At 70.1% G+C, this 16,328-nt stretch carries 20 protein-coding genes; 13 read left to right on the top strand and 7 right to left on the bottom strand.

Translation table 11 applies throughout. The features are described 5' to 3' along the window. Positions 1-45: 45 nt before the first annotated feature. Positions 46-786: a Clp protease N-terminal domain-containing protein gene (locus tag OG542_RS18110; protein ID WP_328412126.1), complete on the bottom strand. Its 741-nt coding sequence runs from the start codon at positions 784-786 to the stop codon at positions 46-48. A gap of 75 nt (positions 787-861) precedes the next feature. Between OG542_RS18110 and OG542_RS18105 the strand changes: the two genes are divergently transcribed. Beyond that, the gene (locus OG542_RS18105; RefSeq protein WP_328412124.1) at positions 862-1,974 is read left to right on the top strand and encodes a DUF2786 domain-containing protein; all 1,113 of its coding nucleotides are present in this window, start codon (positions 862-864) and stop codon (positions 1,972-1,974) included. A gap of 7 nt (positions 1,975-1,981) precedes the next feature. On the opposite strand, the gene OG542_RS18100 is transcribed toward OG542_RS18105, so the two are convergent. The 4 genes from OG542_RS18100 to rpmB all read right to left on the bottom strand — a co-directional run bounded on the left by OG542_RS18100 (position 1,982) and on the right by rpmB (position 4,345). Beyond that, the gene (locus tag OG542_RS18100) at positions 1,982-2,524 is read right to left on the bottom strand and encodes a DUF4232 domain-containing protein (RefSeq protein ID WP_328412122.1); all 543 of its coding nucleotides are present in this window, start codon (positions 2,522-2,524) and stop codon (positions 1,982-1,984) included. 105 nt (positions 2,525-2,629) lie between these two features. After that, positions 2,630-3,130, bottom strand: coding sequence for a hypothetical protein (locus OG542_RS18095; protein ID WP_328417975.1), 501 nt, complete (start codon positions 3,128-3,130; stop codon positions 2,630-2,632). A 673-nt stretch (positions 3,131-3,803) separates the two neighbouring features. Beyond that, positions 3,804-4,109, bottom strand: a complete 306-nt coding sequence (gene rpsN / locus OG542_RS18090; protein ID WP_328412120.1) for a 30S ribosomal protein S14 — start codon at positions 4,107-4,109, stop codon at positions 3,804-3,806. Then, positions 4,109-4,345, bottom strand: a complete 237-nt coding sequence (rpmB, locus tag OG542_RS18085; RefSeq protein WP_328412118.1) for a 50S ribosomal protein L28 — start codon at positions 4,343-4,345, stop codon at positions 4,109-4,111. Before rpmB ends, rpsN begins: the two co-directional genes overlap by 1 nt. Positions 4,346-4,409: 64 nt before the next feature. Between rpmB and rpmG the strand changes: the two genes are divergently transcribed. The 5 genes from rpmG (at position 4,410) to OG542_RS18060 (ending at position 7,104) form a co-directional block, all read left to right on the top strand. Continuing rightward, positions 4,410-4,574: a 50S ribosomal protein L33 gene (gene rpmG / locus OG542_RS18080; protein WP_193483085.1), complete on the top strand. Its 165-nt coding sequence runs from the start codon at positions 4,410-4,412 to the stop codon at positions 4,572-4,574. A gap of 2 nt (positions 4,575-4,576) precedes the next feature. Next, a complete protein-coding gene (locus tag OG542_RS18075; RefSeq protein WP_193483084.1) occupies positions 4,577-4,834 on the top strand; it encodes a type B 50S ribosomal protein L31 in 258 nt (85 codons plus the stop codon). Positions 4,835-4,839: 5 nt separating this feature from the next. Continuing rightward, positions 4,840-6,045 (top strand): CobW family GTP-binding protein, encoded by a 1,206-nt coding sequence (locus OG542_RS18070; protein WP_328412116.1) that lies wholly within the window; start codon positions 4,840-4,842, stop codon positions 6,043-6,045. 6 nt (positions 6,046-6,051) lie between these two features. Then, complete coding sequence (gene rpsR / locus OG542_RS18065; RefSeq protein WP_193483082.1) at positions 6,052-6,288, top strand: 30S ribosomal protein S18; 237 nt, start codon at positions 6,052-6,054, stop codon at positions 6,286-6,288. 597 nt (positions 6,289-6,885) lie between these two features. After that, positions 6,886-7,104 (top strand): DUF397 domain-containing protein, encoded by a 219-nt coding sequence (locus tag OG542_RS18060; RefSeq protein ID WP_221299255.1) that lies wholly within the window; start codon positions 6,886-6,888, stop codon positions 7,102-7,104. Positions 7,105-7,196: 92 nt separating this feature from the next. Here OG542_RS18060 and OG542_RS18055 read toward each other — a convergent pair whose 3' ends face one another. After that, positions 7,197-7,700 carry an ATP-binding protein gene (locus OG542_RS18055; protein WP_193483081.1) on the bottom strand — a complete coding sequence of 168 codons (504 nt, stop codon included), beginning with the start codon at positions 7,698-7,700 and terminating at the stop codon, positions 7,197-7,199. 343 nt (positions 7,701-8,043) lie between these two features. Between OG542_RS18055 and OG542_RS18050 the strand changes: the two genes are divergently transcribed. From OG542_RS18050 to OG542_RS18030, 5 genes are all read left to right on the top strand, one after another. Further along, complete coding sequence (locus tag OG542_RS18050) at positions 8,044-8,868, top strand: helix-turn-helix domain-containing protein (protein WP_311130359.1); 825 nt, start codon at positions 8,044-8,046, stop codon at positions 8,866-8,868. A gap of 90 nt (positions 8,869-8,958) precedes the next feature. Next, entirely contained in the window at positions 8,959-10,422 is a 1,464-nt protein-coding gene (locus tag OG542_RS18045) for an aldehyde dehydrogenase family protein (RefSeq protein WP_328412112.1), read from the top strand. Positions 10,423-10,691: 269 nt separating this feature from the next. Next, on the top strand, positions 10,692-11,141 hold the full coding sequence (locus OG542_RS18040) for a nitroreductase family deazaflavin-dependent oxidoreductase (protein WP_328412110.1): 450 nt from the start codon (positions 10,692-10,694) through the stop codon (positions 11,139-11,141). 181 nt (positions 11,142-11,322) lie between these two features. Then, a complete protein-coding gene (locus tag OG542_RS18035) occupies positions 11,323-12,933 on the top strand; it encodes an FAD-binding oxidoreductase (protein ID WP_328412109.1) in 1,611 nt (536 codons plus the stop codon). 26 nt (positions 12,934-12,959) lie between these two features. Next, entirely contained in the window at positions 12,960-13,814 is an 855-nt protein-coding gene (locus OG542_RS18030) for an aldo/keto reductase (protein WP_328412107.1), read from the top strand. 76 nt (positions 13,815-13,890) lie between these two features. On the opposite strand, the gene rfbA is transcribed toward OG542_RS18030, so the two are convergent. After that, on the bottom strand, positions 13,891-14,766 hold the full coding sequence (rfbA, locus tag OG542_RS18025; RefSeq protein ID WP_311127021.1) for a glucose-1-phosphate thymidylyltransferase RfbA: 876 nt from the start codon (positions 14,764-14,766) through the stop codon (positions 13,891-13,893). 254 nt (positions 14,767-15,020) lie between these two features. Here rfbA and OG542_RS18020 point away from each other — a divergent pair, with 254 nt between their 5' ends. Further along, positions 15,021-15,275, top strand: coding sequence for an acyl carrier protein (locus tag OG542_RS18020; RefSeq protein ID WP_031103832.1), 255 nt, complete (start codon positions 15,021-15,023; stop codon positions 15,273-15,275). Between the two features lie 197 nt (positions 15,276-15,472). Beyond that, positions 15,473-16,315: an AfsR/SARP family transcriptional regulator gene (locus OG542_RS18015; protein WP_435283828.1), complete on the top strand. Its 843-nt coding sequence runs from the start codon at positions 15,473-15,475 to the stop codon at positions 16,313-16,315. Positions 16,316-16,328 lie beyond the last annotated feature (13 nt).

Below are 16,328 nucleotides of genomic sequence, written 5' to 3'. Positions count from 1 at the left end.
GGGGGGTCTGACAACGCCCGCCGCTCGCCTCCGTGGAAGGCCTCGTCAGTCTTCGTCCGTCTCCTTCTGCGCCTGCATGATCTTCTCCAGCACCGTCCCGACGTACTGCTCGGCCCGCTCCTTGTCGATGCCGAGGCCGCTGAGGACGCCCTCACCGTTCTCGTGCTCCAGCAGGGCCAGCAGGATGTGCTCGGTGCCGATGTAGTTGTGGCCGAGGCGCAGGGCCTCGCGGAAGGTGAGTTCCAGGACCTTCTTGGCGGCCTGGCCGTACGGCACGAGTTCCGGGGCCTCCTCGACGGCGGGCGGAAGGGCCGCCGTCGCCGCCTCACGGACCGCGTCGAGCGTGACGCCCTGCTTGATGATCGCCTTGGCGGCGAGGCCGTCCGGCTCGGCCAGCAGACCGAGGACGAGGTGCGCGGGCAGGCCCTCGGCGTTGCGCGCGGACCTGGCCGCGTTGTGCGCGGCCATCACCGTGTCGCGGGCGCGGGGCGTGTAGCGGTTGAAGCCCTGGTTCGGGTCGAGGTCGTTCGACTCCTTCGGCACGAAGCGCTTCTGCGCGGCCTGCCGGGTGACCCCCATGCTCTTGCCGATGTCCGTCCAGGAGGCGCCCGAACGCCGGGCCTGGTCCACGAAGTGGCCGATCAGGTGGTCGGCCACCTCGCCGAGGTGATCGGCTGCGATCACCGCGTCCTGGAGCTGTGCGAGGGGTTCCTGATGAACCTTCTTGATCGCCGCGATCAGGTCGTCGAGGCGTACGGATGACGTGATGTCGGGGTTCGTCGTCATGGTGTCAACCGTAGGTTGCGCCCCACGGGGTGTCAACCTTGAGTTGACACCCGAAAGGCATGGCACCATCGGCCCGTGAGTACGTCCCCCACCGTCGACCGCGCGTTCGAAGCGGCCCTGTACGCGACCGGCGAGACGGCCCTCGACACCGGCGCGTCCCTGCTCGCCTCCGACCCGGCGGCGGATGCCGAACTCGCCCGGCGCGGGGAGGAGTTCGTGGCGGCTTCCTGGCGGCGCGGCTGGCAGCCGGCCGACGTCGTACGGATCGTCCGGAGCGAACTGGAGGACGTCCACGTGCTCCTCGTGGCCGCGCTGATCCGCGCCCAGGCACCCGGTGACCGCCCCCGGGGCCGCCGCTGGAGCGCGCAGCTCGCGGAACTCCCCGCCGACGACCCGCCCCGCACCGACCGCTTCTCGCACGCCACGGCCGTGCTGGAGCTGTACCGCCTGCTGCTGCGGCTGCCCGCCCTCGAGGCCCTCGACGAGGCGCCCGGGGAGGCGACCGGTGGGGGCAGGACCGAGTCCCGCATGCTCACCCGCATCCGCGCCCTGCTCGCCAAGGCGGAGGCCACCGGGTTCCCGGAGGAGGCGGAGGCGCTCAGCGCCAAGGCGCAGGAGCTGATGGCCCGGCACAGCGTCGACGAGGCGCTGCTCGCGGCGCGGGCGCCCTCGCCCGACACCCCAGGCGCCTGCCGGATCGGTGTGGAACCGCCGTACGAGCAGGCCAAGGCGGTCCTGCTGGACGCGGTCGCCGGCGCCAACCACTGCCGCGCGGTGTGGAACGAACCCTTCGGCTTCTCCACGGTCGTCGGCTTCGAAACGGACCTGGAGGCGGTCGAACTCCTCTACACCTCGCTCCTCGTGCAGGCAACGACCGCGATGACGAAGGCGGAGGCCGCCCAGCGCGCCGGGGGCCGCAAGCGCACCAAGACGTTCCGGCAGTCCTTCCTCGCGGCCTACGCCCACCGCATCGGCACCCGCCTGGCGGAAGTGGCCCAGGCCCAGGTGACCGACGACCTGCTCCCGGTCCTCGCCACCCGCGACGTCGCGGTCACCGGACGGCTGGACCGCATGTTTCCGGAGACGACCACGACCCGCCTGCGCGGTGTGCGCGACGCGGCGGGCTGGACGGAGGGCGCGCAGGCGGCGGACCGTGCCCAGGTCGGGCACCGGCCGCCGCTGCGCTGACCCGCCGTCAGTCGCCCGAGGACTCGAAGCCGCTCACCGAGGCCTCGGCCGCGCCGCTTTCCCCGTCCCTCCGGGCGACCTCGCCGTACGACCACGTCAGCTCGCGCGCGTCCGCGGTGGCGCCGGGCAGGGTGAAGGACGCCTTCCGTACGGGGAGGCTCTTCGGGGAACCCGTCTCGCCCCGGACGTAGGTGATGGTGAAGGACGTGCTGCCGCCCTTGCCGAGCGTGAGCGGCTGGGCCTTCACGGCCTGGTCCGGGGACACGGACGTCGTGCTGTCGTCGGCCACCAGGTCCACGCCGGGGAAGCCCTTCAGCGTGCACTGCGCGCCCTTGTTCGTGAGCGTCACGGTGACGGTGCCGGTGTCCCCGGCGGCCGGGGCGGCCCCGGCCCCGACCTTCACGCCCATGTCGCCGAGCGCGCAGGCCGAAGTGGCCGGCCGGTCCGCGTTCTTGACGTCGTCTGTGCCGGCCCCGTCGTCGTCGCAGGCGGTCAGCAGGAGCGTCCCGGCGAGGGCGGCGGCCAGGGCGAAGGGAGGAAGGGTGCGCATGGGGACCTCTGGTGCGTGATGGCGGTGAGCGGTTCCGATGGAGGGATCATCTCGGACAGACGGACCATCACGCACCCGGGCAGGCCGCCCTCCGGACTCGCACTCCTAACCGAGGCCCGCCGTGGGCAGCCCGGTCGGCAGCTTGCCGCCCTCGGACTTGGTGTACGTCTCCGTGCCGAGGCCGCCCTCCCAGGTGACCTTCAGGCTGCCCTTGTTCAGGGAGTCGACCATGCCGGTCGTCCGGTCCTTGCTGCCGTCCGTGCACTTCAGGCGGATCATCCGCATCCCGGACTCCTCGCCGGCGGTGCCGCTGCACACGCTCCCGCCGGTGGCGAAGAGCGCGGCCTGCTCTCCGGTGATGACCAGGGCCACGGCCTTGCCGCCGGTCGTCGCGAGCCAGCTGCCCGCCAGCGTGTCGGAGCCGGAGCCGGAGCCGGAGCCGGAGCCGGAATCGCCGCCGGTGTCGGAATCGCCGCCGGTGCCGGCGGACGCCGAGGCGGACGGGGCCGGGCTGGACGCGGAGTCGTCCCCGGAGTCGCCGTCACCGCTGCACGCGGTCAGCGCGAGCGAGCCCGCCAGGCCCGCGGCCACTGCCACGACCCGCAGCCGTCGACGCGCTCCTGTGTGACGCGAGAAGATCACCGAAGTCACTGCAAGCCCCCAAGCTCTAGCCGGCCGACCCGGAAGGAACCGGCCGGCTCCTGTGCCGGAACGACCGAAGCAAGCTACCAGGGTCCGTCAAGGGACTCGGGGGACGACCCCGCTCGGCCTTCACCGGCCACGACCTCGCAGGCCGGCCGGGCCGCCCGCCCACGAGGGGCGCCTGGGCACCGGCGAACAGGCGGCCCGCGTGGCACGGGTGGCACGGGTGGCACGGGTCTGCCCGGGACGGCAGGGGCGGCCGGGGCGCTCTCACCGGGACGGCCGGCCGACGCGGGGCCCGGGTGTCTGGCTCTCCGCGGGTGGTCATCTCGCGGAAGCGCCCCCGGGCGTCCGGCTCTCCGCGGGGTGGTCATCCCGCGGAAGAGCCCCCGGGCGTCTGGCTCTCCGAGGGGTGGTCATCCCGCGGAAGAGCCCCCTGGTGTCCGGCTCTTCCCGGGGTGGTCATCCCCCGGAACCACCCCCGGGCGTTCCCGGGGTGGTCATCCCCCGGAAGCACCCCCGGGCGTCCGGCTCTCCCCGGGGCGGTCATCCCACGGAAGCGCCCCCTGGCGTCCGGCCCTCACCGGGTCGGCCCCGCAGGGCCGCACCCGCGCGCCTCACTCCGCCCCACTCCGCCTCACCACGACGACTTCCTCACCCCCGGCAGGTACCCCGCATGCGCCTGCCCCCGCAGGTTCACCCGGGACAGTCCGAACGCCCGGAAGTAGCCGCGCGGCCGCCCGTCCACCTGGTCACGGTTGCGTACCCGCGTGGCGCTCGCGTCGCGCGGCTGCCCGCGCAACTCCGCCTGGGCGGACAGCCGTTCGGCCTCCGTCGACGACGGCCGCCGGATGATCTCCTTCAGCTCGGCGCGCCGGGCGGCGTACCGCGCGACGATCTCCTGCCGCTTGTCGTTCTTCGCGATCTTGCTCTTCTTCGCCATCAGACCTCCACTCCCCGGGCGCGGATCCGGGCGACGGCCGCCTCGACTCCGATCGTGTCGACGGTCTTGATCGCCCTGGCGCTCAGCCGGAGGCGGACGTGCCGGCCCTCGCTCGGCAGCCAGTAGCGCTTGGACTGGATGTTGGGGTCGAACCGGCGTGACGTGCGCCGGTGGGAGTGCGAGATGCGGTTGCCGAAGCCGGGCCGGGTGCCGGTCAGCATGCAGTGCGCGGACATCGTGGTGACGTACCTCTCTGATTCAGGCGATGCAAATGGAATTCATTTTCAGTAGCATAGTGGCATGGCACGCAACGAACTCCGGCCGGTCATCAAGCTCCGGTCCACCGCCGGGACCGGCTACACCTACGTGACCCGCAAGAACCGCCGCAACGACCCGGACCGCATGATCCTTCGCAAGTTCGATCCGGTCGCCGGCCGCCACGTCGACTTCCGAGAGGAGCGCTGACCATGCGCGAGGGAATCCACCCGGAGTACGGCCCCGTCGTCTTCCGCGACCGTGCCGCCGACTACGCCTTCCTCACCCGCTCGACCCTCTCGGCCACGACGAGCGAGAAGACGATCGAGTGGGAGGACGGCCACACCTACCCGGTCGTCGACGTCGAGATCTCCGACGTCAGCCACCCCTTCTACACCGGCACCGCCCGCGTCCTGGACACGGCGGGGCGCGTGGAGCGCTTCGAGCGCCGGTACGGAAAGAAGGGCTGACGCCGGTGACTGTCCCTTCCGGTCTCTCCGTCGTGATCGTCGGCGGGCTGCACGCCGACGCCCGCAGGGCCGCCGTGGCGCGACTGCTCGCCGACGTCCCCGGCAGCGTCGCCCTCCACCACGACCTCGCCACGGCCGCGGCCGGCACGGTCGTACGGACCGTCCGGGACGCCACCGGCGTCCTCGACGCGGGGGAGGCGCCGCTCGTCAACGACTGTGCCTGCTGCGCCCTGCGCGAGGACCTGGTCCCGGAGCTGGAGCGGCTCGCCGATTCCGGGCGGACGCCGCTGGCCGTCGTCGAGCTGTGGGACTCCGTCGAGCCCAAGGCCATGGCCGAGGTCGTCACGGCCGGCGGGCTCCCGGTCACCGGCGTGCTCACCGCCGTCGACCCGGCCCTGGTCCTGCCGTACCTCGGCAACGGCGACGACCTGGCCGACGGCGGTCTCGCCGCCGCCGCGACCGACCAGCGCACGGTCGCCGACACCTTCGCGCGCCAGCTGGAGTACGCCCCCGTCCTCGCGGTCGCCGAGTCCCCGGAGGCCGACGAGGAGGACCGCGAGCTGCTCGCCCAGCTGCACCCGACGGCCCGTCAGGTCCCGATCGGCCAGGGCGACCCGGAGGGCGCGCCGGCCTGCGCCGGCCTGACGGTCCCGGCCCCGCGCCGGCGCCCGCTGACGCCGCTGGCCGAGGCGGCCCTGGCCGGCTTCGACGTGGAGGCCGCGGCGGCCGCCCAGCATCCGGCCTGCGCCCTGCTGCCCGCCGAGGCCGACGCGCACGGCGTCTCCACCCTGGTCTGGCACCGGCGCCGCCCCTTCCACCCCGAGCGGCTCTACGCCGCCCTGGAGGACCTGACCTGCGCGGCGGCCCGCAGCCGGGGCCGGTTCTGGCTCGCCGACAAGCCCGACACGCTGTTCCACTGGGACGCCGCGGGCGGGGCCCTGTGCGTGGAGAGCGCGGGACCCTGGCTGGCCTCCCTGCCGGACGCGGCCTGGGAGATGGTCCCGCCGGTGCGCCGCGCCGCCGCCGCGCTGGACTGGCACCCCGAGCACGGCGACCGCGGCCAGCACCTCGTCTTCACCTCGCCCGGCCTCGACCGGGACGGCCTGAAGCGGCTGCTGGAGTCCTGCCTGCTGACCGACGCCGAGTACGCCGCCGGGCGTGACGCCTGGCAGCGGCTGCCCCACGCCTTCGACACCCTCCTGGAGGTCTGATCCCGTATGCCCCGCAAGTTCGACCGCAAGCCGCCCGCCAAGAACCGCCCCAATCCGCTGGACCAGGCCGGGATCACGTACATCGACTACAAGGACACCGACCTGCTGCGGAAGTTCATCTCCGACCGGGGCAAGATCCGCAGCCGCCGTGTCACCCGGGTGTCGGCGCAGCAGCAGCGGCAGCTGGCCCGGGCGATCAAGAACGCTCGCGAGATGGCGCTGCTGCCCTACGCCTCCCGCTGAGCGTCCGGCCCGGGTGAGGTTCCCCACGCTTGACGCGTGGGGGGGCCTCATGCCTGCGTCCGGGGCCTTCACCAGGTGCACGCCGGGCGGACCGGCAGGGCCAAGTGGCCCGCCGTGTGTCCGTTGATGAGGCGACCCGCACACCGGCCTCGAGGACGACGTCCCGGTCCTGCGAGCGGCCCATTTCTCCCTGACCCCGCAGCTCGCGGTCGTCTTCCGGATGGAGCCCGGCCCGCCCTGCCGCGAGGCCCGGCCCGTACGCCGCCAGCTCCCGCTTCTTCGTCGCGTCCCCCGCCGGGCCCCTCGCCCCCGCCGCCGAGTGGATGCTCCGCCTCCACCGGACCTCCGCCGAACCCGCCGACTTCCCCGTCGGCACCCGGGAACGCGCGACAGGGCAGGGCCGTCAAACAGGCAAGAGCTTCGGTAAAGCGGTCGCCAAAGCTGTAACTGCGGGACCACCCCGCGTGCACGTGCATCTGCTCATGCATCCGCACATGAACAGGGCTATGATCCGGGTCAGTTGACCACTGCAACAATGGCCACATAAGCCAGTGCACCACCGGGGAGCGACCTGTGGACCACGACGTGTACAACGGGATGGCGGCCGCCGGGCTGAACGGTGTGGCCTGGCAGAAGAGCCGGCACAGCAACTCGCAGGGTTCGTGCGTGGAGTTCGCCCGGCTCCCGGGCGGGGAGGTGGCCGTACGCAACTCGCGCTTCCCCGACGGACCCGCGCTGGTCTACACCCGCGCGGAGATCGAGGCGATGCTGCTGGGCGTGAAGGACGGCGAGTTCGACCACCTGGTGGGTGGCTGACGAGTCGACAGGCCCCTACAAACCGGGGGTAATCGGGAATACACGCGCTGTAACGCGCGTAGAACCGCGGCGCCAGGAAGCGCCGCGGTTTCTTATTCGCTGCCGGGTCGCGGCAGCCGGAACAGCGCCCAGACCACCTTGCCGCTGAGCGCGCCCGCGAGCGGGTGCCAGCCCCAGCTGTCGCTGAAGGAGTCGACGAGGAACAGCCCGCGGCCCGACTCGGCCGAGAAGTCGTCGGTCTCCCGGGCGACGGGACTGTCGTGACTGGGATCGCGCACCGCGCACACCAGACGCTCGGTCCAGCGCATCAGGTGCAGCCGCACCGGAGGCTCCCGGCCCGCGGCGCACGCGGCGTCGGCCGGCAGACCGTGCCGCAGCGCGTTGGTGACGAGTTCCGAGACCACCAGACAGACGTCGTCGAAGCGGTCGCCCATGTCCCACTGGTCGAGGGTTCCACGGGTGAACCGCCGTGCGTCGCGCACCGCTTCGTAGCGGGCGGGCAGGGCGCAGGAGGCGGCGTCGGACACGGCCGCTGGATCAAGCGGCGGAAGGCCCTGCCGTAACGGCTCGAGCATGGTTGATCCATTCGTCCCCATGCGAGGCACTCCCGGGAATTCGCGGTCGGTGCGATGCGGCGGTGGTGCGGGACCATGGTTTCGGATGCGTTCAGCAGATGCAAGGGCAGATGCACGTGCACGTGACCGGAATGAGCCGTCCCGTACCGCTTGTTGGTCAATTTTTCCGTCATCTTCGCGTCTCTCTCCGGCCGTTCGCATGCCTCCTTCTTGCATTCACGCGCGTGCGTCCTCTGATGCGATTCCGTTTCCGTAACCGGACGAGTACTGCTCGGAGTGTTTTAGTGGCAGACTTCGGCCCCTGAAGACGTTGGGGAGGCTGGCGAACGTGAGCGCGGGAGAGCCGGGATCGGTGGTGCGGCGCATGCTGCTCGGATCACAACTCAGGCGTCTGCGTGAGGCGCGGGGCATCACGCGCGAGGCGGCGGGCTACTCGATCCGCGCCTCCGAGTCGAAGATCAGCCGGATGGAGCTGGGCCGGGTGAGCTTCAAGACCAGGGACGTCGAGGACCTGCTCACGCTGTACGGCATCACGGACGAGCAGGAGCGCGCCTCCCTGCTGTCCCTGGCGAAAGAGGCCAACGTCGCCGGGTGGTGGCACAGCTACTCGGACGTGCTGCCCAGCTGGTTCCCGACCTACGTCGGCCTGGAGGGCGCCGCGTCGCTGATCCGGGCGTACGAGGTGCAGTTCGTGCACGGCCTGCTGCAGACCGAGGCGTACGCCCACGCGGTGGTCCGGCGGGGCATGCAGGGCGCGAGCGAGGCCGACGTCGAACGGCGGGTGGCGCTGCGCCTGGAGCGGCAGAAGTACCTCGTCGACGAGCGGGCGCCCGACTTCCACATCATCCTGGACGAGGCGGCCCTGCGCCGCCCGTACGGCGACCGCGAGGTGATGCGCGGCCAGCTCCAGCACCTCATCGAGGTCTCCGAGCGGCCCAACGTACGGCTCCAGGTCGTGCCGTTCAGCCTCGGCGGCCACTCCGGCGAAAGTGGCGCGTTCACGATCCTCAGCTTCCCGGAGTCCGACCTCTCGGACGTCGTCTACCTGGAGCAGCTCACCAGCGCGCTGTACCTCGACAAGGCCGAGGACGTCGCCCAGTACGAGAAGGCGCTCAAGGAACTCCAGAGCGACAGCCCCGGCCCTTCGGAGAGCCGGGATCTTCTCCGGGGGCTCCTCCAGCTCTCCTGAAACCTCCAACTCTCCCGAAACCTCAGTACGATGACGTGTGATCAGATCGTGAAGGCGCGATCAGAGGTCTGCTAGGGATCGAGGGATCACATGTCGTCGTCCTGCTTCACCGACCTTGCACAGCAGTACATCGACGGTGAATGGCGCCCGGGTACCGGCTCCTGGGACATCATCGACTTCAACCCGTACGACGACGAGAAGCTCGCGTCGATCACCATAGCCACGGCCGACGAGGTCGATCAGGCGTACCGGGCCGCGGCCCGCGCCCAGAAGCAGTGGGCGGCGACCAATCCGTACGCCCGTCGTGCCGTCTTCGAGAAGGCCCTGCGGCTGATCGAGGAGCGCGAGGCGGAGATCTCCGAGGCCATCATCGCCGAGCTCGGCGGCACCCGTCTGAAGGCCGCCTTCGAGCTGCACCTCGCCAAGGAGTTCCTGCGCGAGGCGGTCCATCTGGCGCTGGCCCCCGAGGGCCGGATCATCCCCTCGCCGGTGGACGGCAAGGAGAACCGCGTCTACCGCGTGCCGGTCGGTGTGGTGGGCGTGATCAGCCCCTTCAACTTCCCGTTCCTGCTGTCGATCAAGTCCGTCGCCCCTGCGCTCGCGCTCGGCAACGCCGTGGTGCTGAAGCCGCACCAGAACACGCCGATCGTCGGCGGCTCCCTGGTCGCGAAGATCTTCGAGGACGCGGGGCTGCCCGGCGGTCTGCTGAACGTCGTCATCACCGACATCGCGGAGATCGGCGACGCCTTCATCGAACACCCGGTCCCCAAGGTCATCTCCTTCACCGGTTCCGACGCGGTCGGCCGGCACGTGGCCACCGTCTGCGCCCGGCTGTTCAAGCGCTCGGTCCTCGAACTGGGCGGCAACAGCGCGCTGGTGGTCCTCGACGACGCCGACATCGACTACGCGGTGGACGCGGCCGTCTTCAGCCGGTACGTCCATCAGGGCCAGGTCTGCATGGCCGCCAACCGCGTCCTGGTCGACCGTTCGGTCGCGGACGAGTTCACCGAGAAGTTCGTCGCCAAGGTGAAGACCCTCAAGGCGGGCGACCCGCGCGACCCGGAGACCGTCATCGGTCCGGTCATCAACTCCTCGCAGGCGGACGCCGTCTCCGGCGTGGTCGAGCAGGCCCTCGCCGAGGGCGCCACGGCCCTGGTGCGCGGCGGGCGGACCGACAATCTCGTCGAGCCGTCCGTCCTGACCGGCGTCCCCGCCGACTCGGCCCTGCTGAGGCAGGAGGTCTTCGGCCCGGTCGCGTTCCTCGTCCCGTTCGACGGCGAGGAGGAGGCCGTACGCCTCGTCAACGACACTCCGTACGGCCTGAGCGGCGCCGTCCACACCGGGAACATCGAGCGGGGCGTCGCGTTCGCCAAGCAGATCGACACGGGCATGTTCCACGTGAACGACGGCACCGTCCACGACGAGCCCATCGTCCCCTTCGGCGGCGAGAAGCACTCGGGGATCGGCCGGCTCAACGGCGACACGATGCTGGACTCGTTCACCACGACCAAGTGGATCTCGGTGCAGCACGGCCGCAGCGGGTTCCCCTTCTAGAGCACGTCTTCCGGAGCGCGTTCGCGAGGCCCGGGCAGCCGGTCGAGGCAGACTCGAGACGCGGTCGAGAGCGGGTGGCCGGTGTCCGGAACTCGTTGCGTGAGGCGGGCTCGGCGCAGCATGCTCTTACCGCGTCCGTCAGGGCAGCCGGAAGCAGTCGCTCAGGTCAACTCCCCCTTGAACCAAGTGGTTTGAGGGGAGGTCCCAGGCGATACTCAAATTGGAGTATCCGGTGATACGTTGTGCCCACCGACGGACGGAGTGAGTGCATGCACGAACAGGACGAGGTGCTCGACAGCCCGACCGGCTGGGTCGCTACGCATGTGCGTCGATACGTGGCCAGCGAGGGTTCGAGCGGGCACATCTGGTACGGGAAGCCCACGCTGCTGCTGACCACACGGGGACGCACCTCCGGGGCGCTGCGGCGGACCGGACTGATCTACGGGGAGGATCAGGGCAACTACGTCGTCGTCGGGTCCAACGGCGGATCCGACCACCATCCTCACTGGTACCTCAACCTGCTGGCGGAGCCGCGGGTGCGAGTGCAGGTGGCCGCGGACACGTTCGAGGCGGTCGCCAGGGAGGCGGAAGAGGGGGAACGGGATCGCCTGTGGGAGGCGATGACCGTGATTTTTCCGCAGTACAAGAGCTACCGGAAGAAGACCGACCGGAAGATCCCCGTCATCGTGCTGGAGCCACAGGGGCCCGCACAGGATTGACGGGTGTCCGACGCCTCCGGTGAGGAGGCGGCTACGGCGATGCTCGGGGGAGTGCGCGTCGGTCGGGGGCCCGGTCGAACCGGGTCCCGCGCGCGGACGGCAGGGGGCCGTGCCGTGAGGGGGGACGCGTCATCGTGCCGTTCCACCCACTCGTTTCTCATCGAAGGGTTGGGTGTGTGTCATGGGCGGATTCAGTCGCCGCGGGTTTCTGAGAACCACAGGGGCGGGTGCCGCGGCGGTCGCCACCACGGGGGCGGTCGCGGCACCGGCCGAGGCCGCGCGGGCCAGGGCCAACGTGTGCGTGCCGGAGTCACCGGTCACCACGGTCGCCGCCGCCGACCCCCGGTACGGCGAACTGGTCGCCAGGGGATTCAACGCCCGCTTCGTCGGGTCGCCGGACCTCGTGCACGTGGTCCACACGCCGAAGCAGATCGACCAGGTCGTCACGGACGCCGTGGCGGCCGGGAAGCGGATCGCGGTCCGCAGCGGCGGGCACTGCTTCGAGAACTTCGCCGACCACCGCGACGTCCGTGTGCTCATCGACACCTCGCCCATGCGCGCGGTCTACTTCGACAAGGAGCACCGGGCGTTCGCCGTGCAGCCCGCCGCCACCCTGGGCGAGGTCTACCGCACGCTGTTCTACGACTACGGCGTGACCCTGCCCGCCGGGGTCTGCCCCCAGGTCGGGGCCGGGGGGCATGTCGCCGGCGGCGGATACGGGCCGCTGACCCGTCGTGACGGCACCGTCGTCGACCATCTGTACGGCGTCGAGGTCGTGGTGGTGGACGCCTCCGGCAAGGCCCGCACCCTCACCGCCACCCGCGAGCGGGACGATCCCCACCACGATCTCTGGTGGGCGCACACCGGGGGCGGCGGCGGCAACTTCGGCATCGTCACCCGCTATCTGTTCCGTACGCCCGGGGCCTCGGGCGACGACCCCTCGGCCCTGCTGCCCAAGCCGCCCACCCGGCTCCGCTCCACCTATGTGACCTGGTCCTGGGCCGATCTCGACCTGGCCAAGTTCACCCGGCTCGTCACCAACTTCGGCCGGTGGTACGAGCAGAACCACGCCGACGCCCGGTACGGCAGCCTCTACAGCACCCTGCACCTCAACACGCACGCGATCGGCTCGATCTCCCTGGACATCCGCTTCGACGGCGGCCGCGCGGACGCCGCCGAACTGATCGAGCGGTACGTCAACGCCGTCAACGCGGGGACCGGACTCGAGCCGGCCATCGAGCACGCCGAGGACCTCTGGCTCCAGGCCACCCTCGGCGCACGCTTCGACACCGGCGGATACGACCGGCACAAGTCGAAGAGCGCCTACCTCAGGCGCACCTGGACACCCGAGCGCATCAAGACCGTCCACAAGCACCTGACCGACCCCGCGTTCGAGGGCTGGGGCGCCGTCGACCTCTACTCGTACGGGGGGAAGGTCAACACCGTGGCGCCCGGTGCCACCGCCGTGCCCCAGCGGGACTCGATCCTCAAGGCGTGGTTCTCCGCCACCTGGATGGATCCGGGCCTCGACGACGTGCACCTGAACTGGATCCGCGAGCTGTACCGGGACGTGTTCCGCGACACCGGCGGCGTGCCCGTGCCGAACGACGAGCACGACGGCTGCTACATCAACTATCCCGACACCGACCTGGCCGATCCGCGCTGGAACACCTCGGACGTGCCCTGGCACACCCTCTACTACAAGGACGGATACCGCCGCCTCCAGAAGGTCAAGGCGAAGTACGACCCCCGCGGCGTCTTCCAGCACCCGCTCTCCGTCCGGCTTCCCTGATCCCCGGCTGAAAGGAAACCGTCACCGTGCGACCCGGCCGAGCCGTCGGTACACACATCACCCTGGGAGGCGACCTCACCGTGGGCCGGCTCGGTTTCGGGGCGCTCCGGCTCACGGGCCCCCACCACTGGGGCCCGCCCACCCGGCCGGACAAGGCCGCCGAGGTCGCACGGTGCGCGGTCGAGCTCGGCGCGACGTTCATCGACACCGCCGACGTCTACGGGCTCGGCGCCAACGAGGAACTGCTCGCGTCGGCGCTCCACCCCTACCCGCCGGGCCTGGTCGTCTCCACCAAGGCGGGCGAGGTCCGGCCCGGTCCCCATCAGTGGCGGGTGCTGGGCCGGCCCGACTACCTGCGCCAGCAGGCCGAGTTGAGCCTGCGCCGGCTGCGGCTGAAGCGCATCGAGCTCTTCCAGCTGCACCGGGTCGATCCCCAGGTGCCGCTGGAGGACCAGGTCGGGGCTCTGAAGCAGCTCCAGGACGAGGGGAAGATCCGCCACATCGGGCTCTCCGAGGTGACGGTGGAGCAGATCGAGCAGGCCCGGGGCGTGGCACGCGTCGTGAGCGTGCAGAACAAGTACAACCTCTACGACCGGCGTTACGAGAAGGAGCTGGACCACTGCGAGCGGGAGGGCATCGCCTTCATCGCCTGGAAGCCGCTCGCCGGTACGGCCCGGCCGGCAGCGGACAGTGCGCTCGCCCGGGTGGCCGCGCAGGCGGGGGCGACGACGACGCAGGTGGCGCTCGCCTGGCTGCTGCACCGCTCGCCGGTCCTGCTGCCCATCCCGGGCACCGCCTCCCTGTCCCATCTGCGGGCCAACATGGCGTCGGCTGACATCGCCCTCGACGACGAGCAGCTCACCCTGCTCGACGGGGAGTGAAGGGCCGGGGAACGTACGGGCCGGGGGCCACCGCCCCCGGCCCCGACCGCGTCCAGGGGCGGTCGCCCCGGTGCGGTCAGACACCCAGCTCGCTCGCCACCGCCATCACGTACTCGCCGTACCCCGACCGCGACAGTTTCGCCCCGAGCCGGTGGCAGGCGTCGGCGTCGATGAAGCCCATGCGCAGGGCGACTTCCTCCAGGCAGGCGATCCGTACGCCCTGCCGGTCCTCCAGGGTCTGCACGTACTGGCCGGCCTGGAGCAGCGACTGCGGAGTGCCGGCGTCGAGCCAGGCGAATCCGCGGCCGAACGTGACGAGTTTGGCCCGGCCCTCTTCCAGATAGATCCGGTTGACGTCGGTGATTTCCAGTTCGCCGCGGGCCGAGGGGCGTATTCGGCGAGCGATCTCCACGACGTCGTTGTCGTAGAGATAGAGCCCGGTGATGGCGAGATTCGAGCGGGGTTTTTCGGGCTTCTCCTCCAGGGAGACGAGCCTGCCTGTTTCGTCGACCTCGCCCACGCCGTAGCGCTCGGGATCGGTGACCGGATATCCGAAGAGGACGCAGCCGTCGATGTCCCGGGAGTGCACGTCCAGGAGATCGTAGAAACCGTTTCCGTGGAAGATGTTGTCGCCCAGGACGAGGGCGACCGAGTCGTCGCCGATGTGGTCGGCCCCGGTGAGGAAGGCCTGCGCCAGTCCGTTGGGAACGGGCTGTTCGGCGTAGGTCAGGGAGATCCCCAGGTGGCTGCCGTCGCCCAGCAGTTGGCGCAGCTGGGGGATGTCGCCGGGCAGGGCGATGATGAGGATGTCCCGGACGTCGGCCAGCATCAGTGCCGAGAGAGGGTAGTAGATCAACGGCTTGTCGTTGACGGGAAGCAACTGCTTCGAAACAGCCAGGGTGATCGGGTGTAAACGGCTGCCGTAGCCTCCTGCCAGCACAATTCCTTTCACTGGTTCCTCCTTAGTCTGGGCATTCTCTGCGACAGTAGGCCGGAAGTCTCCCGGGCGACAACAATCACCCCGCCGATATCGACCGCGATACGAGGTGAGGGCTTCATGGTCACCTTCTGTTCAGGTCTGCTCGATCGGTTCTCGAGTCTGTTCCTTCCAAACCTGCATAGGGTGCACTTCATGGCCGTTGTTGATCCTGACGGCCAGCACCGAAGAAGCGAGAGGTAACGACCGCAAGGGGAGGAAGAACTGTCGTGGCGGCACTGACGAGCGAGAAACTCTTTGCCATCCTGCGTGAGTGCGCGGGGGAAGAGGAGTCCGTAACCAGCGCGGAAAACGCAGTTGACATGGAATTCACAGACCTCGGGTACGATTCGCTGGCCCTTCTGGAGACCGCGGCCCGGGTCTCGCGCGAGTACGACGTGGAGATCCCCGAAGAGGATCTTTCCGAGGTGACGACCCCCGCCGGGTTTCTGGCTGTCGTGAATACGCTGCTGAAGGTGGCTTGATTCGTTCGGCGGCACCCGTCTCACCCGGGTCGTCTTGTTGATTGCACAACCGGTTTGTTGCTCACGCAACGAAAATTCCGGCGCTGACAGCGCTTTCCTTTCTGGCGGCATTCCTTTTTTCCTGTGGGGAACTTGTGAAGCGCCGGAGGCGTTGATGCTCGGTAGACCAGTCTTTCTGCGATCTATGGGGGAACGTCGTGAAGCTGGGTGTTTTAGGCCCACTCTCCGTGCAGGTCGAGGGTGATCTGCACACTCCGAGCGCACCGAAGATGAGAAGCGTTCTGGCCACATTGCTGGTGCACGCCGATCAGGTGGTACCCGTGTCGTCACTGATACGCGAACTCTGGGACGAGGAGCCTCCGGTCAGCTGCCTGACCACGCTGCAGACCTACATCCTCAACCTGCGCAAGTTGCTGGCGTCCGCGACGGGAATGACCGCCCGTCAGGTCGCCTCCGAGATCCTCGTGACCCGGTCCGGCGGCTATCTCTTCCGGACCACCCAGGGGGATCTGGACGTCCACCGGTTCCATCAGCTCGTCTCGGACGGACGCCGGGCGCTGTCGTCGGGGGACGACAGCACCGCGCTGTCCACCCTCTCCAGCGCGCTGCAGCTGTGGCGCGGACCCGCGCTCGTGGACGTCGTCGCCGGCCGGATCCTCGAAGGGCGGCGCCAGCAGTTCGAGGAGTCCCGGCTGGTCGTCCTGGAGTATCTCGTCGACACCCAGCTGCGGCTCGGTATGTACCGCGAGGTGCTCACCGAGCTCGCCGCCCTGACGGCCGACAACCCGTACCACGAGGGCCTGCACGCCCAGTACATGCGGGCCCTCTACCTCAACGGCCGGCGGGCGCAGGCCCTGGAGCTCTTCCAGCGTCTGCGGGTCAACCTGGTGAACCATCTGGGCCTCGAACCCGGTCCGATGGCCCAGGAACTGCACCGTTCCATCCTCAACGCGGAGTCGATCGACGCGCAGGGCAACCTCCGCAGGCCCACCGGGGACATCGTGCGTATGTCGTCCTCCGGCGCGGTGCGCGTCTACTGACACCACGTGGAGC

The sequence above is a fragment of the Streptomyces violaceus genome, assembly GCF_036014075.1.
GTDB classification, from domain to species: domain Bacteria; phylum Actinomycetota; class Actinomycetes; order Streptomycetales; family Streptomycetaceae; genus Streptomyces; species Streptomyces violaceus.
Note: the sequence above shows the minus strand (reverse complement) of the source record. Positions and strands in the feature narration are given on the sequence as shown.